Annotated in this window: 24 protein-coding genes and 1 pseudogene; 13 read left to right on the top strand and 12 right to left on the bottom strand. The window is 71.4% G+C overall.

Features of this window, described 5'->3' with window-relative positions; all coding sequences use genetic code 11:
* Positions 1-29: 29 nt before the first annotated feature.
* Together ACQP2O_RS38625 and ACQP2O_RS38620 are read right to left on the bottom strand one after the other, a co-directional pair.
* Complete coding sequence (locus ACQP2O_RS38625; RefSeq protein WP_433174019.1) at positions 30-2,798, bottom strand: ABC transporter substrate-binding protein; 2,769 nt, start codon at positions 2,796-2,798, stop codon at positions 30-32.
* A gap of 31 nt (positions 2,799-2,829) precedes the next feature.
* A complete protein-coding gene (locus ACQP2O_RS38620) occupies positions 2,830-4,416 on the bottom strand; it encodes a serine/threonine-protein kinase (RefSeq protein WP_433174017.1) in 1,587 nt (528 codons plus the stop codon).
* 331 nt (positions 4,417-4,747) lie between these two features.
* On the opposite strand from ACQP2O_RS38620, the gene ACQP2O_RS38615 reads away from it, so the two are divergent.
* The 4 genes from ACQP2O_RS38615 (at position 4,748) to ACQP2O_RS38600 (ending at position 7,397) form a co-directional block, all read left to right on the top strand.
* Positions 4,748-5,044, top strand: a complete 297-nt coding sequence (locus tag ACQP2O_RS38615; protein WP_360890442.1) for a DUF4193 domain-containing protein — start codon at positions 4,748-4,750, stop codon at positions 5,042-5,044.
* A gap of 73 nt (positions 5,045-5,117) precedes the next feature.
* Positions 5,118-5,861 carry a hypothetical protein gene (locus ACQP2O_RS38610; protein WP_433191288.1) on the top strand — a complete coding sequence of 248 codons (744 nt, stop codon included), beginning with the start codon at positions 5,118-5,120 and terminating at the stop codon, positions 5,859-5,861.
* 227 nt (positions 5,862-6,088) lie between these two features.
* Positions 6,089-6,253: a hypothetical protein gene (locus ACQP2O_RS38605; protein WP_433174015.1), complete on the top strand. Its 165-nt coding sequence runs from the start codon at positions 6,089-6,091 to the stop codon at positions 6,251-6,253.
* A gap of 1 nt (position 6,254) precedes the next feature.
* On the top strand, positions 6,255-7,397 hold the full coding sequence (locus tag ACQP2O_RS38600; RefSeq protein ID WP_433174013.1) for a hypothetical protein: 1,143 nt from the start codon (positions 6,255-6,257) through the stop codon (positions 7,395-7,397).
* 142 nt (positions 7,398-7,539) lie between these two features.
* Here ACQP2O_RS38600 and ACQP2O_RS38595 read toward each other — a convergent pair whose 3' ends face one another.
* Positions 7,540-7,851 (bottom strand): DUF4235 domain-containing protein, encoded by a 312-nt coding sequence (locus ACQP2O_RS38595; RefSeq protein WP_433174011.1) that lies wholly within the window; start codon positions 7,849-7,851, stop codon positions 7,540-7,542.
* A gap of 119 nt (positions 7,852-7,970) precedes the next feature.
* On the opposite strand from ACQP2O_RS38595, the gene valS reads away from it, so the two are divergent.
* On the top strand, positions 7,971-10,496 hold the full coding sequence (gene valS / locus ACQP2O_RS38590; protein ID WP_433174009.1) for a valine--tRNA ligase: 2,526 nt from the start codon (positions 7,971-7,973) through the stop codon (positions 10,494-10,496).
* Positions 10,497-10,538: 42 nt separating this feature from the next.
* Here the strand turns inward: valS and ACQP2O_RS38585 are convergent.
* Positions 10,539-11,357: pseudogene (locus ACQP2O_RS38585) on the bottom strand (amidohydrolase family protein); the annotation flags it as partial.
* 29 nt (positions 11,358-11,386) lie between these two features.
* On the opposite strand from ACQP2O_RS38585, the gene ACQP2O_RS38580 reads away from it, so the two are divergent.
* Positions 11,387-11,713 carry a cupin domain-containing protein gene (locus ACQP2O_RS38580; protein ID WP_433174008.1) on the top strand — a complete coding sequence of 109 codons (327 nt, stop codon included), beginning with the start codon at positions 11,387-11,389 and terminating at the stop codon, positions 11,711-11,713.
* Between the two features lie 14 nt (positions 11,714-11,727).
* Here the strand turns inward: ACQP2O_RS38580 and ACQP2O_RS38575 are convergent, their stop codons facing one another.
* Genes ACQP2O_RS38575 through ACQP2O_RS38550 form a run of 6 tightly spaced genes read right to left on the bottom strand, consistent with a single transcriptional unit; the run spans position 11,728 to position 14,813 of the window.
* Positions 11,728-12,282 carry a hypothetical protein gene (locus ACQP2O_RS38575; protein ID WP_433174006.1) on the bottom strand — a complete coding sequence of 185 codons (555 nt, stop codon included), beginning with the start codon at positions 12,280-12,282 and terminating at the stop codon, positions 11,728-11,730.
* An 18-nt stretch (positions 12,283-12,300) separates the two neighbouring features.
* Positions 12,301-12,480 carry a hypothetical protein gene (locus tag ACQP2O_RS38570; RefSeq protein ID WP_433174004.1) on the bottom strand — a complete coding sequence of 60 codons (180 nt, stop codon included), beginning with the start codon at positions 12,478-12,480 and terminating at the stop codon, positions 12,301-12,303.
* Positions 12,464-13,018, bottom strand: coding sequence for a hypothetical protein (locus ACQP2O_RS38565; protein ID WP_433174001.1), 555 nt, complete (start codon positions 13,016-13,018; stop codon positions 12,464-12,466). Before ACQP2O_RS38565 ends, ACQP2O_RS38570 begins: the two co-directional genes overlap by 17 nt.
* Before the next feature lie 18 nt (positions 13,019-13,036).
* Positions 13,037-13,582, bottom strand: coding sequence for a hypothetical protein (locus ACQP2O_RS38560; protein ID WP_433173999.1), 546 nt, complete (start codon positions 13,580-13,582; stop codon positions 13,037-13,039).
* Positions 13,579-14,115 (bottom strand): MauE/DoxX family redox-associated membrane protein, encoded by a 537-nt coding sequence (locus tag ACQP2O_RS38555; protein WP_433173997.1) that lies wholly within the window; start codon positions 14,113-14,115, stop codon positions 13,579-13,581. Before ACQP2O_RS38555 ends, ACQP2O_RS38560 begins: the two co-directional genes overlap by 4 nt.
* Positions 14,115-14,813 carry a hypothetical protein gene (locus ACQP2O_RS38550; RefSeq protein ID WP_433173995.1) on the bottom strand — a complete coding sequence of 233 codons (699 nt, stop codon included), beginning with the start codon at positions 14,811-14,813 and terminating at the stop codon, positions 14,115-14,117. The genes ACQP2O_RS38555 and ACQP2O_RS38550 overlap by 1 nt, the downstream gene beginning before the upstream one ends.
* 213 nt (positions 14,814-15,026) lie before the next feature.
* On the opposite strand from ACQP2O_RS38550, the gene ACQP2O_RS38545 reads away from it, so the two are divergent.
* The 5 genes from ACQP2O_RS38545 to ACQP2O_RS38525 all read left to right on the top strand — a co-directional run bounded on the left by ACQP2O_RS38545 (position 15,027) and on the right by ACQP2O_RS38525 (position 18,957).
* A complete protein-coding gene (locus ACQP2O_RS38545; protein ID WP_433173993.1) occupies positions 15,027-16,268 on the top strand; it encodes an AI-2E family transporter in 1,242 nt (413 codons plus the stop codon).
* 110 nt (positions 16,269-16,378) lie between these two features.
* Entirely contained in the window at positions 16,379-16,876 is a 498-nt protein-coding gene (gene dut, locus ACQP2O_RS38540; RefSeq protein ID WP_433173991.1) for a dUTP diphosphatase, read from the top strand.
* A gap of 3 nt (positions 16,877-16,879) precedes the next feature.
* Positions 16,880-17,704 (top strand): DUF3710 domain-containing protein, encoded by an 825-nt coding sequence (locus ACQP2O_RS38535; RefSeq protein WP_360890472.1) that lies wholly within the window; start codon positions 16,880-16,882, stop codon positions 17,702-17,704.
* Between the two features lie 133 nt (positions 17,705-17,837).
* The gene (locus ACQP2O_RS38530; RefSeq protein ID WP_433173989.1) at positions 17,838-18,413 is read left to right on the top strand and encodes a Uma2 family endonuclease; all 576 of its coding nucleotides are present in this window, start codon (positions 17,838-17,840) and stop codon (positions 18,411-18,413) included.
* Positions 18,414-18,504: 91 nt separating this feature from the next.
* Positions 18,505-18,957 (top strand): VOC family protein, encoded by a 453-nt coding sequence (locus tag ACQP2O_RS38525; protein WP_433173987.1) that lies wholly within the window; start codon positions 18,505-18,507, stop codon positions 18,955-18,957.
* Positions 18,958-18,989: 32 nt separating this feature from the next.
* On the opposite strand, the gene sigJ is transcribed toward ACQP2O_RS38525, so the two are convergent.
* Positions 18,990-19,892, bottom strand: a complete 903-nt coding sequence (gene sigJ / locus ACQP2O_RS38520) for an RNA polymerase sigma factor SigJ (protein ID WP_433173985.1) — start codon at positions 19,890-19,892, stop codon at positions 18,990-18,992.
* A gap of 129 nt (positions 19,893-20,021) precedes the next feature.
* Between sigJ and ACQP2O_RS38515 the strand changes: the two genes are divergently transcribed.
* Together ACQP2O_RS38515 and ACQP2O_RS38510 are read left to right on the top strand one after the other, a co-directional pair.
* Positions 20,022-22,193, top strand: coding sequence for an MMPL family transporter (locus tag ACQP2O_RS38515; RefSeq protein ID WP_433173983.1), 2,172 nt, complete (start codon positions 20,022-20,024; stop codon positions 22,191-22,193).
* 69 nt (positions 22,194-22,262) lie between these two features.
* Positions 22,263-23,978 (top strand): IlvD/Edd family dehydratase, encoded by a 1,716-nt coding sequence (locus ACQP2O_RS38510; RefSeq protein ID WP_433173981.1) that lies wholly within the window; start codon positions 22,263-22,265, stop codon positions 23,976-23,978.
* 28 nt (positions 23,979-24,006) lie between these two features.
* On the opposite strand, the gene ACQP2O_RS38505 is transcribed toward ACQP2O_RS38510, so the two are convergent.
* Positions 24,007-24,180: a hypothetical protein gene (locus ACQP2O_RS38505; RefSeq protein WP_433173979.1), complete on the bottom strand. Its 174-nt coding sequence runs from the start codon at positions 24,178-24,180 to the stop codon at positions 24,007-24,009.
* Positions 24,181-24,277: the final 97 nt, after the last annotated feature.

The following is a 24,277-nucleotide window of genomic DNA, read 5'->3' as shown; positions in this document are numbered from 1 at the left end:
GCCCGTACGGGGAGTCTCGGGGACGATCCTTACTTCCGGGCCGTCGCGGTGAGCACCGGGAACCCGGTGTAGTCGAGGTCCATGCCGACGAAGGACGTGGTGTCGGCGACCCGGTACTGCGTGTGCGAGTACAGCGGGATGATGGCCATGTCGTCGAGCGCGACCTTCTCGGCCGCCTGGAGCCGCTGGGTCCGCTGGGTCGGGTCGTTGGTGGCCCGGGCGGTGTTCAGGGCCGAGTCGAACGCCTGACTGCTGTACCGGGCGTAGTTTGTGCCCGAGATGGCGCCGTCGTTCTTGCGCTGGATGTTGTCACTGGACAGCAGCGCGTCGAGGACGCTCTCGGCCGAGGGGTAGTCGGCGGCCCAGGAGAGCCGGTACAGGCCCGCGGCGCTCTTGCCGGACATGTCCGGGTAGAACGCGGTGGAGGGCAGCCTCTTCACCTGCACGTCCCACCCGAGCACCTGCTTCAGCTGGTTCTGCACGAGCGTCACCAGCTGCGTGTAGGTGGCCAGGTCGGTGGAGGTGAAGGTGACCTTCGAGCCCGGCGGGAGGCCCGCCTGCTGCGCCAGCGTCTTGGCCTGCGAGGGGTTGTAGGTGCAGGCGGTGCAGCCGTTGACGTAGGCGCCGGGGACCGCGGGCGGCACCAGGGACGTCGCGGGTTCGTAGCCCTGGTTGAGGGCGGTGGCCAGGGCCTTCCGGTCGAGGGCGTAGGAGACGGCGAGCCGTGCCTCCTTCTTGTTCATCGGGCCCTTGTCCGTGATCGGCGTGAGGTACGACATCGTGCTGGAGGCGGCGGTGACGAGCTTGTGGTCCGAGGAGTGCAGGGAGCGCGCCGTGTTGATCGTCGCGCCCTCGACCTCGACCCAGTCGTACTGCCCGCGGCCGAAGTCCGTGAGCGGCTGGTTGAGGTCGGAGACGAAGGTGGCGTCGACCTGGTCGAGCTTCGGCTTGGCGAAGGCGTAGGAGTCGTTCCGTACGAGGCTCAGCCGGGTGTTCGGGGTGTACTGGCTCACCTTGAACGGGCCGTTGCCGATCGGCTGGTTGTTGTACGTGGTGTTCTTCACGTCCCCGGCGGAGGCCGGGACCGGCGCGAACGGAGGAGTGGCCACCCGCATGGCGAAGTCGCAGTCGGCCTTGCTCAGCGTCACCCGGAGGGCGTTCGTCCCCTCCTGCACGACGCCGGACATGGAGGTGCTCTTGCCCGCCGCTACGTCCGAGTAGCCCTGGATCAGCGTCATCAGGTAGCCCATGCCCTGGCCGCGCGCGGCGCGGTTCCAGCCACGTACGAAGGCGGCGGCGTCGACGGGCGAACCGTCGCTGAAGGTCGTGCCCTGCTTGATCGTGAAGTGCCACTGCGTACAGCCGGAGTTGGGCGTCATCTCCGTGGCCAGCGCCTTCGCGACCGAGCCGTTCGGCTGGATCGTGGTCAGGCCGGTGAAGAGGTTCTCGGCCGCGAACACGTCCGAGGTGAGCACGGCGTTCGACGGATCGATGGCCGCCGGGGCGAACATCGCCATCCGGAAGGTGCCGCCGACCCGGCCGGTCGGGCTCGGCGTCGGCTTCTGGTGGTGACGGTTGAGGAGCTCGGTCGTCGCCACGGCGCCCGTCGCGATGAGCAGCACCGCGCCTGCCGCGATCGAGGCCACGACGCCGGGCCGGGTCCGCCGCCGCCCGGCGGGCATCGTCTGCTGCGGGTACGGCAGGGACGCCGGGTTCGTCCCGTAGGGGTCGTACGGCGTCGGCGGGCCGTACGGGCCGGGCGGCGGCGTGTCGCCTCCGTAGGGGTTCGACGGCAGGTCGTTCCGGTACGCCTCAGGCGGCGGCGTGTCGCCCCCGTAGGGATTCGAGGGCATGTCGTTGCGGTAGGTCCCGGGCGGCGGCGTGTCGCCCGCCGGGGCGTACGGGGCCGGGGAGGCGCCCTCGGCCGCCATCTGGGCGCCCTCCTGCAGGATCGTCGTGGGCGCGGGCGCCCCGGCGCCCGGCAGGACGACGCCTTCGTGGCTGAGCAGGCGCAGCAGGATCTGCTGGGCGGTGGGCCGCCGGTTCGGGTCCTTCCACAGGCACGCCGTGACGATCTCCCGCAGCGGCCCCATGAGCATCCCGAGGTACGGCTCCTGGTTCAGGATCCGGTGCATCACGGCGGGGATGGAGTCCTGGCCGAACGCCGGAGAGCCGGTGGCGGCGAACACGATCGTGCAGCCCCACGCGAACACGTCCGTCGCCGGGCCGACGACGTGCCCGGAGATCTGCTCGGGCGACATGTACGACGGCGTTCCCACGGCCGTGCTCGACAGCGTGCCGGTGGCGTCGAGGGCCCGGGCGATACCGAAGTCGATCACCCGCGGCCCGTCCGCGGCGATCAGCACGTTGGACGGCTTGAAATCACGGTGGACGATGCCGGCCTCGTGGATGGCGGCGAGCGCGGTGACCGTGCCGATGGCCAGGCGCTGCAGGGCCTCGCCCGTGCGCGGCCCCTCGCGGTCGACGACCTGGCGCAGCGACGGGCCGTCGATGAACTCGCTCACGAGGTAGGGCGTGTCGCCCTCGACGTCGGCGTCGAGGATGCGCGCCGTGCAGAACGGCGCGACCCGCTTGGCGCTGGCCAGCTCACCGGCGAACCGGGCCCGTACCTTCGCGTCCCCGCTGAACTGCGCGTGCAGGAGCTTGACCGCGACCTGCCCGCCGTCCGGCGCCTCGCCGAGATAGACGACCCCCTGACCGCCCTCGCCGAGGCGGCCGGTGAGGGCGTACGACCCCACGCGCTGTGGGTCGTTCGCCCGAAGGGGGCTTCCGGGCATGGGCGTCCTCCCTGGGACTGGTCAGGAGCCGTTATTCCTTGGTGAGGGTGCCGGAGGCGAGCGTGGCTCCGCCGGCGGTCTGGCTCATCTGCCACGTCATCGACGAGCCGTTGAGGGTCAGGGTCACGTACGACGGGGACAGACACTGGCTCGACCCGTACGACGTCAGCGTCTGCGAGAACGTCACCTGCTTCTTGTCGTCCGAGATCTGGGCGCTGTTCAGCTCACCCGAGCACGTGTCGTACCTGACGTTGCCCTCCTTGAGGATCTGGTAGAGCGTCAGGTCGATGCCGCGTGACTGGTCGTTGCCGAACGCCAGGTTGCTGGTGGGCGCCGCCCGGCCGGACCAACTGCCCTCGAAGCCATCCGGCAGGCGGTCGCTCTGGGTCTTGTGGAGCAGACCCGCGCCGATGGCGATCGGCAGGCCGACCACCAGGATGAGCGCCACGACACAGCCGAGGCCGATGAAGATCGGGGCGTTGGTGTTCTTCTTCTGCGGCGGGGGCGGGACGTACCGCGCTCCCTGTGGATGCGTCGGCCGCCCCTGGTTCTGCCACGGCGGCGGGGTCTGCGGGCCCGGCCGCATCATCGGGTTCGGCGTCGAGGGGCCCGGGTGCATCATCGGGTTGGGCGTGTTCGGGCCCGGCGGCATCATCGGCGGCGGCGTGGAGGGGCCGGGATGCATCGGCGGCATCGCGGGCGGCGGGGTGATGATCTGCGGGGGAGGGGGCAGCTGCGCGGCGATCTGGGTGCCCTTGTCGAGCAGGTCCTGCCGGTCGGCGGCCGGGCCCGGCGTCGCGCCGACCTGGCCCAGCAGGCGCAGCAGGAGCTGGTGCGCGGCCGGGCGGCGGCGAGAGTTCTTGTCCAGGGCGGCGCCGACCAGCTCGCGCATGATCCCGTGCAGCCGGGACAGGTCCGGCTCCTGGTTGAGGATCCGGTTGATGATCACCGGAAGCGTCTCCGCCTCGAACGGCGACCGCCCCGTCGCGGCGAAGACCATCGTCGCGCCCCAGGCGAAGATGTCCACCGACGGGGTCAGCGGCTCACCGGTGAGCTGCTCCGGGGCGAGGTATCCGGGCGTGCCGACGACCATGCCGGTCGCCGTGACCGAGCTCTGCTGGGAGTCGACGGACCGGGCGATGCCGAAGTCGACCACGCGCGGGCCGTCGGAGGCCAGCAGCACGTTGTTCGGCTTGAAATCGCGGTGGACGATGCCAGCCTCGTGGATGGCCGCGAGCGCCGTCGCGGTGCCGATCGCCAGGCGCTCGAGCGCGGCCCCCTCGAAGGGCCCCTCCTGGAGCACCACGTCGTACAGCGGTGGTCCGTCGATGAACTCGCTGATGATGTACGGCGGCCGGCCGGTCAGGTCGTAGTCCAGGACCTGCGCCGTGCAGAACGGCGAGACCTTCTGCGCCGCCTCCGCCTCGCGCGCGAACCGCGTCCGGGCGGAGGTGTCGGAGTTCATCTGCTCGTGCAGCAACTTGATCGCTACGGAGTCACCCGAAGGCGACCGGCCGAGAAAGACCGCGCCCTGGCCGCCCTCCCCAAGCCTTCCGACGACCTGGTACCGCCCCAGTGTGGTCGGATCGCCCGGCTCTAGTGGAGCGGCATCCGGCATGTGTGACCCCATCGAAACCCTTATCCTGTGCACCCGCCAGGTCCGTACAGGCGGGAAACCATATCGCGTTACCTGTGACGTTCGTCGTCAACATCCGGTTCAGGGCAAACATCATCACCGCTTCACCGGTAGGCGGTGTGATTTATGCCACATCGGACAACTCGGATGAGCGGTGAGGGGACTCACGGTGTGATGCGACGCGCCTTGCGTGTTCGGGGTGAAAACCCGTGACAGAATTTCCCGCCCGGATCGGGCACAAGATGGGCCTCCCGAGCGTTAGACCCGCGCGACGGGGCGCATAACTAAGGACCGAGGGGGATGGAGACAGAAGATGGCCACCGACTACGACAGCCCACGCAAGACTGACGACGACCTCAACGAGGACAGCCTGCAGGAGCTGCAGGCACGCCGGGCAGACAAGAGCACGGGCGTCATCGACGAGGACCTGGACGCCGGCGAGGTGACCGAGCTGCCGGGTGCGGACTTGTCGAACGAGGAGCTCAGCCTTCGCGTTCTGCCGCGCCAGGCGGACGAGTTCACCTGCGCCCGATGCTTCCTCGTGCACCACCGCAGTCAACTGGCGGAGGAGAGGAACGGCCAGTTGATCTGCCGCGAGTGCGCCGCCTGACGCCGGGTCGTCACCCGTGTCCGAGGGAGAGCTCGCCCGATGGAATGACGGTGACGACCGGCTCGGCCAGGAAATGGCGGAGCTGGTCGGCCGGCTGTCCGACGACGATGTCGACCGCGAGACCCGCGGCCGCCTGCTCGGTCGGCTCGCCCGCCTTCTGGCGGCGAGCGCGCGCCGGGCAGGGGCCGCGGGCGTCGCGCGGGGACGCTGGCTCACCGATGTGGTCGCGGACATTGCGCCCCGCATTCCCGTCCGTGACCTGGAGACCCTGCGCGCCCACCACAACGGTCTGACGGGGGAGGCGCTGGCCGACTCCGTGGTGCGGGCCGCCCAGCGCGCCACGACCGGGGTCGGCGCGGCCGGCGGCGCGCTCGCCGCCGTCGAGTTCGCCGCGCCGCCGCTCCTGCTGTCCGCGCCCGCCCAGATCCTCGCCGAGACCGTCGTCGTCGCGACGATCGAGGTCAAGCTGATCGCCGAGCTGCACGAGGTGTACGGCGTGCAGGTCCCCGGCAGCGGCACGGCGCGCGGCGCCGTGTTCCTTCAACTGTGGGCCCAGCAGCGCGGCTTCGACCCGCTCAAGCCCGGCAGCGTCACCGCCGCACTCGGCGTGGCCGCCAAGACCGGCCTGCGCAAGCGCCTCATGCGCACCCTCGGCCGGCACCTCACCACCATGGGCCCCTTGCTGACCGGCGCCGTCGCCGGCGGCGCCCTCAACCGCACGGCCACCAAGCGGCTGTCCGACACCGTCCGCAAGGACCTGCGCCGCACCATCGGCGACCCCTCTCCCCGGCCGCCGATCGACGAGCCTCCGGCCTGACGGTCACGTAGCGAAGGCGATGGCGGGCGCCCCCTAGGCCCCTCGCCTTCACCGCCCGCGTACCCGCCGTTTCTCGCTCATGCCGGTACGGCCCGGCGTGCACTTGCCGCTGACACGTTCCCGGCAGACTGCGAATCCCACTCCTCGGCGGGCGGATCCGCTCCTCAAGGAGTTTCCATGCTTTTTACCTTCACCGGTGCCGTGCTGGCCGCAGCGGCGTCGGGTGCTTGAATACCTGCGCCGCGCCGCCCCAGCGGTCCTCGCTGACCGAGACGCCCACCGGGCCGTCGAAGGCGATGCGCGACGTCGGGCCGGTCGTCGCCGGGACCGCTCTGGAGAGCTCCCGGGTCCTGGGCTCGACACGCCGGGACGTCCTGGATATCAAGGGCTGACATGAAATCTTCCATTTACGCCTTCGTCGAGGACGTCCGGGGCGAGGGCGCCGGTCGGGTCCTCGATCGCGTGCTCGGCTACGGCTGCACCGGGCTGACCGTCGCCGCCGCCTATCACCAGGCCCGCGACGTGACGCCGCACGGCCCCGCCCGCGTCACCTTCCGCCGAGACGGGGTCCACTTCCCGCCCGGTGACCTGTTCGGCCGGCTCGTGCCTCCCGCCCAGCCGTGGGCGGAGGAGGACCCGCTGCGCGCGCTGCGGTCACTGACCCGTGAGCGGGGCGCCGCGCTGCACGCCTGGGGAGTGTTCTGCCACAACACGACCCTGGGGCTGGAGCACCCGGACGTCACCCAGGAGAACTGCTTCGGCGACCGCGCCGCCCCCGCCGACCTGTGCCCGTCCCACCCGGACGTCCGCGCGTACGCCGTGGCGCTGGCCCGATCGCTCGCCCGGTACGAGCCCGACGCGGTGGTCGCCGAGTCCCTGCACTTCGGCCTGTTCGGGCACGGTTACCACCACGAGCGCTCGTTCGCCGAGCTCGGGGCGCTCGCGGAGTACGCCCTCGGCCTGTGCTTCTGCACGCGCTGCCGGCGGATCGAGGGGGCCGACGCCGCCCGCGCCGAGGCCGTACGCGTCGTCGAGGACGCCCTGAACGGCAGGCCGTGGCCGGACGCCGACGCCCCGCCGACGGCGATCATGGAGTTCTCGCTCGCCCGCCGCCGTACGGTCACCACGCTCGTCGCGGAGGTGGCCGAGGCCGTCGCGGACGAGGGCTCGCGGCTGATCTTCATCGACCTGACCGGCGCCGCGAAGGGATACGCCGACGGGCTGCCCACCGGCGGCCTGGCGGCGTCGGAGGCGTGGCGGATCGGCGTGGACCCGGCGGCCGTCGGCTCCGTCGTCTCCGGCTACGCCGTCCTGGCGTACGCCCGCGACGCCGCGCGCGTCGCCGCCGACCTGGAGGCCTACCGGGCGGCCATCGGGCCGGACCGCGAACTGCGCGCCGTGCTGCGCCCCGGATTCCCGGACACCGACTCGGCCGGCCACCTGGCCGAGAAGGTCAAGGCCGCCGCCGGGTTCGCCGACGCCGTCGACTACTACGCGTACGGTCTGACGCCCTTCCACGTGCTGGAACGCATTTAGGCGCCCCCGGGAGATCCCGTGGGGCGCCGGACGGCACCTCGTCGGCCGGGAGGCGATGCCCCCGGCCTTGATCAGAAGGCGGCGGGCTCGATCAGGAGGCGGCGCCGCTGACCTCGATCAGAGGGCGATGCGTGTGGCCTTGTCAGGAGGTGGCGCTCTTGGCCTTGTCGACCGCCGAGCGCAGCGCGGACGGCAGCTCGCCCGTGCTCTTGTGCCAGCGGTGGGCAGCCGCGCGCGTGGCCAGCAGCCGTGCGACCTCCATGCCGACGCCCATGGCGACGGCCCAGCCGATCGCCTCCGTCAGCGCGACCTCCGGAGACTCCGGGTTGGCCGGGGGCTCCTTGCCGGTGGCCCGCTTCCACCCGACCGTGATGGCCTTGCGGGCCACGAACCCGGCCCCGAAGGCCGCCGCGCCGGCCACCAGCCGCCAGCCCAGCTCTCCCTTGTCCGGCATGCGTTCTCCCTCTCCAGCGTTACCCGTGTGATTTCCGGGCCGTACGTTGTTCATAGCCTGTCACAGGCGATCACCTGACATGGATCGACTCCGCCGTCGTGCCCAATACCATTGGCGCCATGACAGAGCAGCCACGCCCGCCGGAGAAGCCCACCCTCGACGGTCTCGAGGAGAAATGGGCCGTACTCTGGGCCGAGCGCGGCACTTATCGCTTCGACCGGTCGAAGGCGCGTTCGGAGATCTACTCGATCGACACGCCGCCGCCGACGGTCAGCGGCTCTCTGCACGTCGGTCACGTTTTCTCCTACACCCACACCGACACGGTCGCCCGCTTTCAGCGCATGCGCGGCCGCGAGGTGTTCTATCCCATCGGCTGGGACGATAACGGCCTGCCCACCGAACGCCGTGTGCAGAACTACTTCGGTGTCCGTTGTGACCCGTCTCTGCCCTACGACCCGGATTTCGAACCGCCGGAGAAGCCCGGCCGGCAGATTCCCGTCTCGCGGCGCAACTTCGTCGAGCTGTGCGACCGGCTGACCGAGATCGACGAGAAGGCCTTCGAGGACGTCTGGCGCCGTGTCGGGCTGTCGGTCGACTGGTCCCTGCTCTACACCACGATCGGCGCGCCGGCCCGCGCCGCCGCGCAGCGGGCGTTCCTGCGCAACCTGGCGCGCGGCGAGGCGTACGTCTCGGAGGCGCCGACCCTGTGGGACGTCACGTTCCGCACGGCCGTGGCCCAGGCCGAGCTGGAGGACCGCGAGCAGCCCGGCGCCTTCCACCGGATCCGCTTTCACGGCTCTGGCGCGCGCCCGATCTACATCGAGACCACCCGGCCGGAGCTGCTGCCCGCCTGCGTCGCGCTGGTCGCCCACCCGGACGACGAGCGCTACCGCGAGCTGTTCGGCACGACCGCGAGGACCCCGCTGTTCGGCGTCGAGGTGCCGATCGTCGCGCACCACCTCGCCGAGCCCGACAAGGGGTCCGGCATCGCGATGATCTGTACGTTCGGCGACCTCACCGACGTCATCTGGTGGCGCGAGCTCGACCTCCCGACGCGGGCCATCATCGACTGGAACGGCCGGATCCTGCCCGACCCGCCCGCCGGCGTCGCCCCGGAGCCGTACGCCGAGCTGGCCGGGCTGACCGCGCAGGCCGCCCGCGAGCGCGTCGTGGAGCTGCTGCGAGAGTCCGGCGACCTCGACGGCGAGCCGCGGCCGATCACCCGTCCGGTGAAGTTCTACGAGAAGGGCAGCAAGCCGCTCGAGATCGTCACCACCCGCCAGTGGTACATCCGCAACGGCGGGCGCGACCCGGAGCTGCGCGAGCGGCTGCTGGCCCGCGGCGCCGAGCTGTCCTGGCACCCCGCGTACATGAAGGCGCGGTACGACAACTGGGTCGAGGGGCTGGCCGGCGACTGGCTGATCTCCCGGCAGCGGTTCTTCGGCGTGCCGATCCCGGTCTGGTACCCCCTCGACGACGAGGGCGAGCCGATCCACGACCGGCCGATCACGCCCGCGGAGGACGCCCTCCCGGTCGACCCGTCCTCCGACACCCCGCCGGGCTTCACCGAGGACCAGCGCGGCAAGCCGCAGGGCTTCGCCGCCGACCCCGACGTCATGGACACCTGGGCCACGTCGTCCCTCACCCCGCAGATCGCCGGCGGCTGGGAGCTCGACCCGGACCTCTTCGCCCGGGTCTTCCCGTTCGACCTGCGGCCCCAGGCGCACGACATCATCCGCACCTGGCTGTTCTCCACCGTCGTTCGGTCCCACCTGGAGCACGGCTCCCTGCCGTGGACCGACACCGCGCTGTCCGGCTGGATCCTCGACCCGGACCGCAAGAAGATGTCCAAGTCCAAGGGCAACGTCGTCACGCCGATGGACCTACTGGTCCAGCACGGCTCCGACGCGGTGCGCTACTGGGCGGCCAGCGGCCGGCTCGGCACGGACACCGCGTTCGACGTCGGCCAGATCAAGGTCGGCCGCCGGCTCGCCATCAAGATCCTCAACGCCTCGAAGTTCGTGCTCGGCCTCGGCGCCGTGCCGTCCGGCGCGGCGGTGACCGAGTCCCTGGACCTGTCGATGCTGGCGACGCTGGCCGAGACCGTCCGCGAGGCCACGGCCGCGTTCGAGGCGTACGACTACACCCGCGCCCTCGAGCGCACCGAGCGGTTCTTCTGGGACCTGTGCGACGACTACCTCGAGCTGGTCAAGGCGCGGGCGTACGGCGCGTCGGACGGCGAGCCGGACCAGGGGGCGATCTCGGCGCGGGCGGCGCTGCGCGAGGCGCTGTCGGTCGTGCTGCGGTTGTTCGCGCCGATCCTGCCCTACGTCACCGAAGAGGTCTGGTCGTGGTGGCAGGACGGCTCGGTGCACCGCGCGGCGTGGCCCGCCGCCGACGCGCTGCCCGCCGGCGGCGACACGACGGTGCTCGCGGCCACCTCCGACGTCCTCCGGCAGGTCCGCAAGGCCAAGTCGACGGCGAAGGTCTCGATGCGCGCCGACGTCGAGCGGGCCGCGGTCCGCGGCGCGGACGTCGGGCACCTGGCAGTGGCCGACCTGCGGGCGGCCGGCCGCATCGCCGACCTCGCGCTGGAAGCGGCGCCCCAGGAGGGCTTCACGGTCGACGTCACCCTGGCGTCCTAGAAGACGCCGGGGCGACGTCGACGCGGCGCGCGGTCTCGTCGGCTATTCCGGTGCCGTACGGTTCGCGGCCGACTTCGTGTCTCCGCGACCGGCGCCGCTGGTGAGGGCGGCAAGGAGCCGGTCGCGGACCTCGGCGGTGGTGCGAGGCGTCTCGCGAGGACGGACCCGGTGTTCGAGGCCGCGGGCCATGACGAAGGCCGGGGCGCGTAGCACGTCGAGGTCCCGGGTGGGGTCTCCGGGGACGGCGATCAGGTCGGCGGCCAGGCCGGGATGGAGACGCCCCGTGACGGCGGTGAGGCCGCAGGCGCGGGCGGCCTCGGTGGTCGCGGAGGCGATGACGTCGCGCGGTGCCATGCCGATCTCGGCGAAGACGGCGAGGCAGTCGGCGAAGTCCTCGAAGGGGACGAGGGGGATGCCGGCATCGGTGCCGGCGATCAGAGTGGCGCCCGCAGCGTGAAGAGAGCGCAGGTTGCCGATGACGTGGTCGCGTTCGTCCCAGGGGCAGAAGTAGGTCTCGGCGGTGCAGGCGGCGTTCATGGTGGGGCTGACGATCACGCCCTTGGCGACGATCTTCCGGGCGATGCCCGGATCGAAGCGACTGCCCTTCTCGGTGACCCAGCCGCAGTGCTCGATGCAGTCGACGCCGGCTTCGACGGCGCGTTCGATGCCTTCGACGCCGAGGGCGTGGGTCGTGACCGGGACGCCGTGGCGGTGGGCCTCGCGGACGAGGGCGGTCAACTCGGCGAGGGTGAAGCGGGCATGGGCGGGTCCGGTGCCAGGGGTCATGAAGCCACCGGTCGTCATGACCTTGATGACATCGACCCCCTGGGCCACGTGGAGCCGGACCTGTTCGAGGACGCCGTCGACGCCGTCGGCCTCGCAAGGTCGCGGTGATCCGGCGACCGGACCGCTTCACGATCGGCTCACCGCACTCGACGATCACCTATACGCGCGCGTCCCACGGCGGAGGGCGTCTGGAGGTGCTCGAGGCGATCCTCGAACCCGGCTCGGCGTCGGCCGACGTGTTGCGGGGGCACCCATCCGAGGAGTGCGTGGTCGTGCTGTCCGGTCGCCTCGTCGTCGAGGTGACCGATGAGCGGCACCTGCTCGGCGAGGGCGACAGCTGCCACTTCGACTCCAACCTTCCCCACCGGTTCGTCAACGAGTCCGACGAGCCGACCCGATTCCTGGTGAGCGTCACCCCGCCCAGCTACTGACACGGCTCCTGGTTCTAGAGCTCCAGGATGGCCAGGGCGACCAGGACCACGACGCCGATCGCGTTGGTCAGGATCGGCATCCGGGTGATCCGGCGGTCGTCCCACTCGTCGTTCCGGCTGGCGTAGCGGGCGGTCGCGGTGACCGCCCGCCCCACGCCGAAGCCCGTGCCGGTGAGGATCGTCGCGAGCGGCCCCCGGTGCGCGAGTACGAGCCCCAGCGCGACGACGTACGGCGCGCTCGCGGAGACGTACGTGCGCACCCCGGTGCCCAGTTCGAAGCCGAACTGCAGGGAGCCCAGCCTGATCCGGCGCTGCAGGACCTCCCGGGGGATCTGCCGGGCGTTCTGCGGGAGCGGAACACGGATCCAGCCCGCCTCACGGGCGACGCCCGCCACCGCGATCGCCATGATCGCCGCGACCCGGACGGCCCGGGGGAGCGGCTCCGCGAAGCCGGACAGAAGCCAAAGCACGGTCGCGCTGAGCGTGCCCCCGATCAGGAGACCGAGGGAGAAGACGGCGAGGACCTCGCCCTGCCGTACGTGGGCCCGCCAACCTGGCGAGAACAGCACGAAATCGCTGTTGCGCGTTCAAACGGAGCCGGACAGGGAGTATCCGGCCAGCGCACCGACCGACGCCCAGCCCAGCACCGTGTGCTGCGCGGCCGCCGCCGCGACGGCCAGGAGGGCCAGCACGGCGAACGGCAGCAGCGGCTCGGTCAGCCCCCGGCGCAGGCGGCCGGCGGGCCGGGTCTCAGCTCTTGCAGGCAAGGGCCCACCGGCAGACCGACTTGTACCAATGCCCGCGGGCGCTCTTCTTCCAGCCGTCGTGGCAGCGCCAGGTGACCGACTTCTTGCAGTTGCCGCACTTGTGGGCGTACGCCCAGATCCAGCCGTCGTACTTGCCCGCGTAGCACTGGTTCGGCCGCAGCTTGAACTTGCCCGGATCGGAGACGCTGGAGCGGTGGAACCCCTTGTACGTGCCGCTCGTCCGGCACGCGCTGGCCACCACGACGCTCGGTCCGCAGCCGGGAGAGCAGTCGAACGGCCCGGCATAGGCCGGGCACTTTCCGTAGATGTCGTAGTAGCCGCTGGCCTTGAGGGTGTAACCGTCGGCGAGCGCCTTGCGCGCCGGGGTGAACACCCCGAGCGCGGACAGGCCGACGGTCGTGCCGGCGGCCAGCGTGCCGCCCAGCATGGACCGGCGCGCCACACCCTCGGCCGTCGCGTGCGGCACCCGCCGGACGGCCCGTGGAGCGCCTTCGGGCCGTGGCCCGCTCAGCGTGGGAATCTCGTCGAGTTCGAGCATCGGGCATCCTCCCCGTTTTCAACTCACCCGGGTCGCCGCGTCGTCCTCGGCCGGCGACGGCGACGGCTCATCGAGGTCGGCGACGCGGCCTCCGGCCTGCACGATCAGCGCGTGGAGCGTGCGCACCGAGCCGACCGGCTCGGCCGTCCGGATGCGCCCGTCCGCACCGACGAGCACGGCGTACGGCGTCGCGGGGACCTGGTAGTCCTGGAACAGGTCGCCCTGGCCGGCGAAGATCTGCATGTTGTCCGGCGGGGTGACGTCCAGCGCGCCGTCGAAGAACAGCGCGCGGATCGGCGGGGCGCCGGTCAGGCCCAGCGCCTCCTCGAAGATGTCGTGGCAGGCCGGGCACTCGTCGCCGAGGAACAGCAGCAGGGTCGGGCGGCCCGGCTCCGGCGCGAGCCGGTCGATGCCCGGCGCGGCCATCCCCGTGGTCGGGCCGACGTCGGGGGTCCGCGGTCCGCGGGTCAGGTGGTGCACCTGGCGGACCAGGCCGGCCACCACGAGGGCGAGCAGTGCGAGGGCTACCCAGGTCACCAGGAGCGCGGTGGTCTCAAAGCTCATCCGGCGGGGCTCCTCTCGGGATCGGACAGGGCCGGCGGCAGGGACCACAGTAGGGCTGCGAACACGACGGACGACAGGCCCACGATCGTGACGTGGACACCGTGGGAGGCGACGGCCGAGCCCGCGCCGGCCGACGCCGTCACGGACGCCAGCGCGAGGGCCGCGGCCCGCCCCGCCACCCAGCCGGTCATCGGGGTGTCGTCGGCCGCGCAGCCGCACGGCACGCTCGGCCGCGTACGCAGGATGTACAACCCGTAGATCGCGTACGCCGCGAACAGCAGGCCGCTGCCGGTCGCCCCGAGCTCCAGCGCCCGCGGCCGCCCGGCCAGCAGCGCGTAGCCGGTGACCGCCCCGAGCATGCCCTCCAGGGCGCCGACCGCGATGGCCGCCGGCCACACCAGCGGGCCCGGCACGGTGCGGTGCGCCGCCAGTGCCCCGGGCAGGACGCGCGGATGCAGCAGGTGCCCGGCGAACCCCGCCAGCAGGATGAGCGCGACCGTCCCGGCCGACACGCCGGCCAGCATCTCGGCCATCAGGCGACGGCCTCGACGCGCAGACCGCCGAGACGGTTCGCCACCTTCACGGTCTGCTCGGCCTCGTGCGGCAGCACGGTGACCACGGCGGACGGAGTGGCGAGCAGGAAGTACGTCGTGTCGTCGTCGAGCGTGTCCCGGAACAGCTCGCCGCTCGGCACGCGAGCGCCGGACCACCCCGGGAGCCGCCGCGCCGTCGTCTTGGTGAGCGCGGTGATCTCCAGCAGGCCGAGCCCCGGGATCTCCTTGGCCACGTCGGCGGGCTCGGCGATGCCCGCCCGCTTCGGATTGCGGGAGGCGACGGTGATGCCATCATCGTGCTCGGTGACCCGCAGAAGCTGGAAAAGACGCACGGCGTCGGCGGCGCGGGCGCTGTACATCGGAATGAACATTGAGAAATTGCGGCCCTGCCATATCACGGCGAGGAGATGGTCCTCGAGACCGACGCGCTCGTCATAATGAGTCACACGCGTGGTCCGGAGAGTGCCGCCCTGAACGGAGAATTCATCGTCGAAGTGCCGGATGCCGAGATCCTGGGCCCACGAGGCCGCCGCGTCGTGGTCGCCGGAGGTCAGCTCGTAGATCCTCCCGTCCACGGCGAACCGCGATACCGACGTGAAAGGAAGGGTAAGGTCCAGATCGCCCGAGATCTGAAATCGGTAACCGTCCAATGCTCTATGCACCACGCCGTGCGCCATGCCGCAAACCTTCCCCGTTCGACCGACCCGCCTAAACGAAGGTCGTGACGGAAAACAAACTAAGCTCATTCCGGCTCGTTGGCGAGATACCGGAGCCGGGATGCCCGAATGTGGCCAAGTCCTCGTGCTTGCGAACGCACCGGGTCATGAAGACGTCGTGCAGGTGACGAGTCGAGGACTACCGTCCGGGTAGGGCGTCGTCGGAGGAGAACAGTGAGCGATCGGGATACGGGAGTGCCAGGGACGCTGGCGACCGCCGCGTCGTTCTGCTGGCGGCTGATCGTCGTCGGAGTCGTGGTGTACGCGGTCGTGCGCATCCTCGACATGCTGCGGCTGGTCGTGCTGCCGTGCGCGATCGCCATTCTGCTGTGCGCCCTGCTGTACCCGGTGACCGGCCGGCTGCGCCGGTGGATGCCGTCACTCGCCGCGACGTGGCTCACGATGCTGCTGGCGTTCAGCGTGCTCGGCGGTGTGGGCACCTTCGTCGGCATCCAGGCCAACGACCAGTTCCCGCACCTGGTCAACCGGATCCAGCGGACGGCCACCGACGTCCAGCACTGGCTGGTCACCGGGCCGCTGCACCTGAAGAACTCCCAGCTCCAGGCCGGCGTCGACCAACTGCTCGACCAGATCCAGCAGCAGCGCGGCAAGCTGGTGAGCACGGCCTTCACCGGCGCCACCGTCGCGGGAGAGCTGCTGGCGTCGATCGTCTTCCTGTTCTTCGTCACGTTCTTCCTGCTGAAGGACGGCCCCGGGATCTGGCGATGGCTCATCAGCGGGATGGGACGGCACCGCGAACGCGTCGACCGGGCCGGCCGCGCGGCGTGGGAGACGCTGTCGCAGTACGTTCACGGCACGGTGATCGTCGCCCTCATCCACGCGATCGTCATCGCCGTCACCCTGGTGATCATGGGCGTGCCGCTCGTCGCGCCGCTCGCCGTCATCGTGTTCTTCGGAAGTTTCATCCCGATCGTCGGCATCCTGGTCGCCGGGGCGGTGGCCGTGCTCGTCGTCTTCAGCTTCAAGGGCTTCGTCGCCGCGCTGATCTTCCTCGGCATCCTGGTCCTCGAGCAGCAGCTCGAGGGCCACGTCCTCCAGCCGCTCGTCGTCGGCCGGTGGGTGCGCTTCCATCCGCTGGCCATCATCATCGCCATCTCGGTCGGCGCGGTCGTCGGCGGTATCCCCGGCGCCGCCATCGCCGTGCCCACGGCGGCGGTCATCTACCGGGCATGGCCGGCGCTCCGCGGCTCGGACGAGCCCGTCCCGGCCGACGAGCCCGCCCGCGCCCCACTCCTGACCGGCCGCCGGAAGGACACCGCACCGGACAGCACGTCCTCCGACAGCGCGCCGACGGACGGATCGCCGGCGGGATCCGGGTCGGCGGCGCGGGGCGGCGGAGCCTCGGAGGACCATCCGCCGGCGGACCGAACGCCGGATGACGGTCGGCCGGACTGAGCCACCCCCGGGCCGCGCTCACCGGTGTGAGGCCGTGCAGGCGATAGTGTCACGCCCTGTGACGCGCGCCGAGGCGTGCGCCGCCATCAGATCGTGACGAGGTGGAGCCCTTGACTGTGGACGTTCTCATCCAGCGGCTGGATCCCGGCCTGCCCGCGCCGTCGTACGCGCACCCAGGTGACGCGGGCGCGGATCTGGTCACCACCGTGGACGTCGAGCTGCCGCCAGGGGCCCGCGCGATGGTGCCGACCGGGGTCGCGATCGCACTTCCCGACGGCTACGCGGCCTTCGTGCACCCGCGCTCCGGTCTGGCGGCTAGATTGGGACTGACGATCGTCAATGCGCCCGGCACCGTCGACGCGGGCTACCGGGGAGAGATCAAGGTCACCCTGCTGAACACCGACACCGAGCACACCGTGCGGCTCACGCGCGGCGACCGTATCGCGCAGCTGGTCATCCAGCGCGTCGAGCGGGCCGTCTTCCATGAGGTCCAGGCACTGCCCGGATCCGCCCGCGGAGACGGTGGTTTCGGATCCACGGGCGGGTACGCAGGAGCCGTGGAGGGCCGCGCCACGGACGCGGCCATACAGCACAGCGAAGGAGCGTGAGTCGTGTTTCGACGCCGTCGTCGGGACGAGGAGCCCGAGAAGAACCTCGAGCCGACCGACGAGGAGACCGTCGCGGCCGAGGAGTCCGAGGAGTCCGGATCCGAGGAGGAGCAGGAGGAGCGCGCGGCAGTGTCCCACGGCGGCCCCTGGGACGCCGAGGCGGACGGGATCCCCGAGGTGGAGCGTGTCGACTTCGGCGCGATCCAGGTGCCCATCGGGGAGAACATCGAGATCCAGCTGAACATCGACGGGGTGGAGGAGGACGCCGAGGGCAATCCCGTCGGCGGCCAGTTCGTCGCCGTCACCGTCGTCTACGGTGAGAGCGGCCTGCAGATCCAGCCGTTCGCCGCGCCGAAGAAGAGCGGGATCTGGGACGAGCTCCGCCAGGAGATCGCCGAGGAGATCAAGCAGGCCCAGGGCGAGACCCAGGAGGCCGAGGGGCCGTTCGGCACCGAGCTGCACGCCATGGTCCCGGTCGCCATCCCTGAGGAGATGCTCGACCAGGTGCCGCCGGAGATCGCCGAGCAGGGCTTCGGCTGGCAGCCGGTGCGGTTCCTGGGCGTGGACGGCCCTCGCTGGTTCCTGCGCGGCGTCCTCCAGGGTGCCGCCCTGCAGGACGAGGAGCAGGCCCGGCTCATGGAGGAGATCTTCTCCAACGTCGTGGTCGTACGCGGTGACTCCCCGATGCCGCCCCGTGAGCTGCTCGAGCTGACCCTGCCCGCCGAGGCGCAGCAGGCGATGGCCGAGCAGGCCGGCGAGGAGGAGGGGGACGAAAGGTCCCCGTTCAACCCTTTTGAGCGCGGCCCGGAGATCACCGAGGTCCGCTGACCGACCTCGAATCCCGCCCCCGGCACGAGGCCAGGGGCGGGATTTCGCGTTTTCCAGACCTGTAATCAGATGGATGCATACAGTGACTACTTAGGCGTGCGAGACTGGCGACGTGTACGGAGGTGATCCACCGATGACGGAGGCGTTTGCCATGCCGCCCGATCATTACCGAACGAGCTGGACGATCGAGGAGGTACTGGCGCTTCCGGACAACGGCATGCGCCACGAGCTCCTTGAAGGAAGACTGGTGGTATCCCCCGTGCCTCCCCCCACTCACCAGAACGCGGGTCAGCGGCTGATACGGCTGCTCTATGCCGCGGTGTCCGTGGAGTACGAAGTCACGCCCGAGACGAATGTGCGGGTCGGCCCGGATCTATTCATTCCGGACGTGATCGTGGCGAAGTCGGAAGCCCTCTGCGTCCTGGAGAGGCAGTATGTCGATCCGAAGGACATCCTTCTGGTGGCGGAGACCCTCAGTCCTGGCAATACCGGCTTCGAGCGGGCGTGGAAGCCCCAACGCTACGCCGACGGCGGCATCCCGTACTACTTGGAATTGGAGCTGCACGGGATTCCTCGGGTCAGGGTCTACAAGCTGCGCGGAACGGGCTACGTGGAGATGGCCGACGCACACGCGGGGGAGACGCTCAAACTGGCGGAGCCTTTTGAGCTGAGCTTCGATCCTGCCGAGCTGCTCGGGCGCCGACGCTAAGGTCGGGGCGCAGCGGGGCGTGGACCGGGAACCGGCAGGTTCGTAGCCTGAGGGAGACGTTCACGTTCGCCAAGTTGGTCGGGAGGACCCTATGGGGACGGCTCTGACGCAGGCTCGCTGGACGCACGTCGCGCTGCCGACCGGGGACCTCGACAAGGCGATCGAGTTCTATACGACGTTGACGCCCCTCGTGGTGGTCGAGCGGTTCGAGGACGACGCCGGCGAGAGTGCGTGGCTGTCGAACGACAAGCAGGTCGAGACGCCGTTCGTGCTCGTCCTCGTGTCGTTCAACGCGGACAGGGGCGGGAGGCTGGGGCTGCTGGCCCCGTTCGCACACCTGGGCATCGAGGTGCCCCGGCGGGAGGACGTCGACGCGCTTGCCGACCGCGCCCGCGAGCTCGGGTGCCTGCACTGGGAGCCGCGCGACATGCCCGGCCCGGTCGGCTACATCTGCGCCCTCAAGGACCCCGACGGCAACGTCGTCGAGATCTCCCACAACCAGAAGGTCTTCGAGACCGTACGGCGGCTGTGGGGCGACGCCTGACCGGGGACGATCCCCGGCTCGACGGGGCGTCGCTACGGTGCGGCCGGCTCGTCCGTGACCAACCCCAGGGCCTCGGCCACGCTCGTCAGCTTCGCCGGATTGATCAGGCCGTAGATGTTCCGTACCAGGCCGTCCTCCGGACTCAGCTCGATGATCCCGACGGCGAACAGCCGGTCGCCGTCGACCAGCGCCACCCCCGGCTCGCCGTTGAGGGTCAGATGGCGGACGTCGAGGTCGGCGGGGTACCCGGAGGCGACCGCCGCGAGCAGCCGGCCGACCTTGTCGCGTCCAAGGATGGGGCGGTGTGCCGCTCGATGCGCGCCGCCGCCGTCGGTCCACAGCGTGACGTCGGGAGCGAGCACCTCCATCAGCGCGGTCAGGTCCCCGCCGGCCGCCGCGGCCAGGAACCGCTCGGTCACCTTCCGCCGTACGGCGGGCTCCGGCGAGTAGCGGGGGCGGCGGGCGTGCACGTGCTCGCGTGCGCGGTGCGCGAGCTGGCGTACGGCGGCCGGGCTGCGGCCGAGCATCTCGGCGATCTCGGTGTGCTCGTAACCGAACGACTCCCGGAGCACGAACACGGCTCGCTCCAGGGGCGAGAGCGTCTCCAGGACGACGAGCAGGCCGAGGGACACGGTGTCGGCCCGTACGACGTCGTCGGCGGCGTCCGTGACCACCGGCTCCGGCAGCCACGGTCCGACGTACGCCTCGTGCCGGGACCGCCGCAGCCGGGACAGCGCCGCGTTGACGGCGATGCGTGCGAGGTAGGCCCGCACGTCACCGATGTGATCTCCCCGCGCCGAGGTCCAGGACAGCCACGTCTCCTGCAGCACGTCCTCCGTGTCGGCGACGGTGCCGAGCAGGTTGTAGACGATCGCGAAGAGCATCTCCCGATGCCGGGCGAACTCGGTCGTCGCCGCGTCGAGCGGGTCGCTCATCAGCGCACCTCCTTTCGGTTCAGCCTGTAGGACGCGCGGGACCACCTGGATGTGACATCGGTCTCCCCATGTCACATCGCCGGCCTCTTCCTTCTCCTACGTGCGGACCGCATCACCGGAGGAGAAGAGATGTTGAAGAGACTCGCGGGCATGGTCCTGCGGCGGCGCCGGGCGGTGCTCGTCGCGGCACTGGTGCTGGCACTGATCGGCGGGGCGGCGGCGGCCACGCTGTTCGAGAAGACGAAGGGCGGCGGGTTCGACGATCCGGGCGCCGAGTCGGGCCGTGCGGCCACGGCGCTGCGCGACGTGTTCGGACAGGGGAGGCCGAACCTCGTGCTGCTGGTGACCGCCCCAGGCGGCGTCGACGCACGGGACGCCGCCGGCGCGGCGCTCGGCCGGCGGCTCGCGGCCGAGCCGGGGGTCGCGAACGTCACCTCCTACTGGAACTCCGGGCACGCGCCGCAGCTGCGCGGCGCCAAGGGGGACAAGGCGCTCGTTCTGGCGACGATCAGTGGTGACGACACGGCCGTCGACAAGCGCGTGGCCCGGCTGGCGGAGCGTTACGCCGGTGCCAGGGACGGGCTGGAGGTGAAGGTCGGCGGGTACGCGATGCTCCAGCACGAGATGAACCGGCAGAGCCAGAAGGACGCCGCGACCGGCGAGATGATCGTCTTCCCGGTGACGCTCGTGGCGCTCGTGTTCGTCTTCGGCAGTGTCGTGGCCGCGCTGCTGCCCTTGGCCGTCGCGTTCGTGACCATGCTGCTCGGCATGGGGCTGATGTGGGTGCTGGCGAGCGTCACCGACCTGTCGGTCCTGGCGGTGAACGCGGTGACGCTGCTCGGCCTCGGTCTGGCGATCGACTACAGCCTGCTGATCGTCAACCGGTACCGGGAGGAGCTGGGGCGGGGGCGGGCACCCGGCGAGGCGATCCGCACGACGATGACCTCCGCCGGGCGCACCGTGGTGTTCTCGGCGGTCACGGTCGCCGTCGCCCTGGGCGGTCTTGCGCTGTTCCCGCTGCTGGCGGTGCGGTCGCTGGCGTACGCCGGCGTGACGACGGCGCTGCTCGCCGCGGCCGTCTCACTGACCGTCCTGCCCGCGCTGCTGGCGGTCTTCGGAGCGCGTGTCGGCGCGGGTCGCGGTCCGGTCCGGGCCGACGGGGAGGGCTTCTGGCATCGTCTGGTCTCGTTCGTCATGCGGCGTCCGGTGCCGATCGCGACGGTCGTCACGGCGGTCCTGCTGCTGCTCGGCACTCCGTTCCTCGGCATCAAGCTCGGCTTCCCGGACGAACGGGTCATGCCGGCCTCGTCGTCGGCCCGTCAGGTCGCCACCGCGGTGCGGAGCGAGTTCGGGTCGGCCGAGCAGGACGCCCTCCAGGTCGTCGTCGCGCGTCCGGCCGGTGATCGGACCGCGCTCGCCTCGTACGCCGCCAGGCTGTCGCGGCTGCCCAACGTGGTCCGGGTGGACACGGTCACCGGAGGGTACGCCCGTGGAGCCCAGGTCTCTCCGGGGCGCCCGGGATTCGCCGCCGGCGGGTCCGTCTACCTGTCCGTGGTGCCGGGGTCCGGCGACGCCGGTCGTCTCGTCCGGGACGTCCGCGCGGTCCCGGCGCCGTTCGGCGTCATGGTCGGCGGAACCGCGGCGGTCAACGTCGACGCCACGGCCGCGCTGCGGGAGCGCCTGCCGTACGCGGTCGGTGCGGTGGCGCTCGTCATGGTCGTGCTGCTGTTCCTCCTGACGGGGAGCCTCGTGCTGCCGCTGCTCGCCCTCGTCCTCAGCGCGCTGAGCCTGACCGCGACCTTCGGGGCGCTGGTCTGGATCTTCCAGGACGGCCACCTGAACGGGCTGCTGGGCGGGTTCACCGTCACCGGCGACATCGCGGCGACGATCCCGGTGATGCTCTTCGCGCTCGCCTTCGGCCTGGCAATGGACTACCAGGTGTTCCTGCTCTCGCGGATCCGGGAGGAGTACGAGCGCGGTGGCTCGGCCACCGCGGCCGTCGCCGTCGGCCTCGAGCGCATCGGCCGCATCGTGACCGCCGCCGCGGTGCTGATCTCCCTCGTGTTCCTCGCCTTCACCGCGTCGGGCATCACGTACATGAAGGCGTTCGGGGTGGGGCTGCCGCTGGCGGTGCTGATGGACGCCACGCTCGTGCGGGGTGCGCTGCTCCCCGCCGCCATGCGCCTCGGCGGGCGCGCCACCTGGTGGGCCCCCGGCTCGCTGCGCCGCCTGCACGCCCGGTTCGGCCTGCGGGAGGAGGCGGAGGAACCCGTACCCCGGATTCCCGTGTCCGCCGAGTGAGATGGCCCACGGCGGTGGCGGCGGGTCATGTGATTCCATTCCCTGGAGTCTCGTTCGGAGGAATGGAACATGTCTGGTCTGCGCAGCGCCCAGTGGTATTCCGGCAACGACCGCAACGCCTACATCCACCGGGCCTGGATGCGCCGGGGCCTGCCGGACCACGCCTTCGACGGACGCCCGCAGATCGCCATCGCCAACACCGCCTCGGACCTGACCCCCTGCAACAGCCACCTCGACGAGGTCGCCGAGAGCGTCAAGCAGGGGGTGTGGGAGGCCGGGGGAGTCCCGCTGAACCTGCCCGTCGTCTCGCTCGGGGAGACGCAGCTGCGGCCGACCGCCATGCTGTGGCGCAACATGGCCGCGATGGCGACCGAGGAGATGCTGCGCGGCAACCCCGTCGACGGCGTGGTCCTGCTCGGCGGGTGCGACAAGACGATCCCGGCCCTGCTGATGGCGGCGGCGTCGGTCGGCCTGCCCGCCGTGGTCGTGCCGGGCGGGCCGATGCTGTCCGGCACGTTCCGCGGCGTGCCGCTGGGCTGTGGCACCGACGTCTGGCGGCTCAGCGAGGAGGTACGCGCCGGAGAGCTGTCCGAGCGGGACTTCCTGGAGTCCGAGTCCTGCATGATCCGCAGCCGGGGCCACTGCAACACGATGGGCACCGCGTCCACGATGGGCCTGCTCGCCGAGGCGCTCGGCACGACGCTGCCCGGCACGGCGGGCCTGCCCGCCCCGGACAGCCGCCTGCTCGCCCGGTCGCACGAGACCGGCCGGCTGGCCGTCGAGATGGTCCGAGAGGGGCGTCGGCCCGGCGACGTGCTGTCGGCCGGATCGTTCCGCAACGCGATCGTCGCGCTCGCCGCCCTCGGCGGGTCCACCAACGCGGTCGTCCACCTGCTGGCGATCGCCGGCCGGCTCGGCATCCCGCTCACCCTGGACGACTTCGACCGGATCGGCGCGGAGGTGCCGCTGCTCGTCGACCTTCAGCCCGCCGGCCGGTTCCTGATGGAGGACTTCCACCGCGCGGGCGGGCTGCACGCCGTCCTCCGCCAGGTCCAGGACCTCCTCGACCCGGCCGCGCTCACCGTCACCGGCCGCCCGCTCGTCGACCACCTCGACGACGCCGGCATCTGGGACCCGGAGGTCATCCGCACCAGGGAGGCGCCGTTGCGGGCCGCCGCCGGGATCGCCGTCCTGCGCGGCAACCTCGCGCCCGACGGCGCCATCATCAAGCCCGCGGCGGCCTCCCCGCACCTGATGCGCCACCGCGGCCGTGCCGTGGTGTTCGACTCGATCGAGGACCTGCACGCCCGCCTCGACGACCCGGACCTGGACGTCGACGCCGACTCCGTGCTCGTGCTGCGCGGCTGCGGCCCGAAGGGCTACCCCGGCATGCCGGAGGTCTCGAACATGCCACTGCCCGAGAAGCTGCTCAAGCAGGGCGTCCGCGACATGGTCCGCGTCTGCGACGGTCGCATGAGCGGCACGGCGTACGGCACGGTCGTCCTGCACGTCGCGCCCGAGGCGGCGGCGGGCGGCCCGCTGGACCGGGTCCGGACCGGCGACCCGATCGTCCTGGACGTCGCGAACCGCCGGATCGACGTCGACATCCCGCAGGAGGAGCTCGACGGGCGGGAACCCTCGAAGGCCCTGCTGGACGGGGTGGCCCGGCCGCGCCGGGGCTGGGAGCGGCTGTACGTCGACACCGTGATGGGCGCGGACACCGGCGCCGACCTGGACTTCCTCGTCGGCTCCTCGGGCGACGCCGTCGCCCGCGAGTCGCACTGACGGGTCCCCGTCCCGGCCGGCCGACCCGTCACCGGACGCGCGTGACGCGTTTCCGGGCGGGGAGGGAGCGGCGGATCAGGAACAGCGCGGTCAGCCACAGCCACGCGGCGGTCGGCCACATCATCACCGGGCCGTGCGGGGCGCTCGCGCTGGTCCACGCGGCGCCGACCGCGACGATGAGAGCGGCCGGGCTGTGCGTCAACGCGCGGACGTCGGCCCTTGCACGCCTCGATCGTTCGTGCCCCCGCGTTCGCGGGGGTTCAGCGGGAAGCGAGTCACCGTGGGACGCTGGGACTCGC

Source organism: Actinoallomurus sp. CA-150999 (assembly GCF_050942425.1).
Lineage (GTDB): Bacteria > Actinomycetota > Actinomycetes > Streptosporangiales > Streptosporangiaceae > Actinoallomurus.
The sequence above is the reverse complement of the archived record's forward strand: the minus strand, read 5'-3'. Positions and strand labels throughout refer to the sequence as shown.